This is a genomic window from Tenacibaculum sp. L6 (genome assembly GCF_028823685.1).
In the GTDB taxonomy this organism is placed as follows: domain Bacteria; phylum Bacteroidota; class Bacteroidia; order Flavobacteriales; family Flavobacteriaceae; genus Polaribacter.
The window spans coordinates 1-1553 of the sequence record NZ_JAPEHZ010000132.1; the positions used below are offsets into that span (position 1 = coordinate 1).

Sequence of the window (1553 nt, forward strand, 5' to 3'; positions counted from 1 at the left end):
GTTTTTTTTTGATCTTATTTTTAGGATTGCTGTATCTCGTAGTTTTTAATCCTTTCCTTGTTACTTTCGATCTTGATAAAGATCCTCAAAAACAACCGTATTTTAATGTTTAATATTCAACAGGAAATAGTTATACACTTATAATTTAAGTTTTCTTCCATCCAAGATATTCACTACTAGATCTCCTAAAAACTATGATTTATTACGAGAGTCAATATAAATAGCTGTAATATTATATTTGTTTAAAATCTCTGAAACTATTCCTTTTCTAGCAAAAGGAATAAATAATCATAAGCATTAGGTAAATTCTCAGTAGGCATGTAATAGATAACCTAAGAAATAAAAATTACTTTCCAGAATTAAACTATTAAAACTAGCATCAATTTCGATAAGGTTAAAATATCTTTAAAATGATTTTACAATAACAATATCATTTTCCCTATTATTATTGACATAAATTTTTCAAAAACTGATTATTTTATTAAAATTAATTCATCGTCAAACAGGAAAAACAGCCTTTGCTAATGTAAAAGAGTTAAGAAGTGGTTGGAAAGTCTTTTGGTACAATACTACAGCAAATTTATTTAAACTATCATTAAAGTCAGAGTATAAACCTGAAGCGGAAAACGAAGATTATTTAGTAGAGGACATTATACAGCGAGCATATATAGAAGAAAAGTTGGAGTATCAAGAGCCTAAATTACGAAAGAACTATTTAGTAATTGTATCCAAAAGTAGAGGATATGTTGACGTATCTGAATATAAAGAGATGTTTTCGAAGATGCGAAAGAAGCGAAAACGAAAGAAATAGTAAAAAAATAAAGAATTCAAATTCTTACTAAAGTTGATAATTAAGTACTGTAATAGTTATATGTACTTCCATGTTAGAAGCATTAAAATAGTAATAAATATAGTAAACAAAGGTAGGAGAGAAGTATAGGGTAAAAAACTTTCGGGTGTAACTAATTATCTTATAGTGTATTAATAAATATTTTAAAAAAAAGGTTTAAAAAGTGCTTGTTAAGTGGGGAAAGGTATCTATATTTGCACCCGCCAACGGAGAAGCGCTAAGTTTTAAAGTTAGTAAGAGTTCATTAAAATAGGGGAGTAAGATATTTAAAGAAAAGGTTAAAAAATAGTTTAACAAATTCTTGTTTATTAGGAAATAAAGTGAGTATCTTTGCAGTCCGAATTTTAGGGAAACAGTTCATTAAAATAGTGTAGCAAATCAAACGAAAAAAACTTCAAAAAAAGTTTTGTCAGATTAAAAAGAGTTTGTAGTTTTGCATCCGCTTTCACAAAGCGGTACGATCACGGAAATTTTGGAAGACGATAAGTTACTAGTTCGAGTCTAGTGTTTCTACAAGAGGATGAGTCGTAAGATAAGTAACAACTTGTCATTGGCGACTCGCCACAAGTTCATTGAAAATATTGAAATTGACAGCGTAATTAAAGAGTAGAATTACCGGTAGTAGTTTAAGAGATTAATCTATTATAAAATTCTTTTGGAACTTAACATTAATAATATTAAAGATTATACAATGAAGAGTTTG

Annotated in this window: 1 protein-coding gene; it reads left to right on the forward strand. The window is 27.9% G+C overall.

Annotation, left to right across the window (positions count from 1 at the left end; all coding sequences use genetic code 11):
* Positions 1 to 490 precede the first annotated feature (490 nt).
* On the forward strand, positions 491 to 811 hold the full coding sequence (locus OU788_RS12255) for a DUF4294 domain-containing protein (RefSeq protein WP_446751494.1): 321 nt from the start codon (positions 491 to 493) through the stop codon (positions 809 to 811).
* The last annotated feature ends 742 nt before the right edge of the window (positions 812 to 1553 follow it).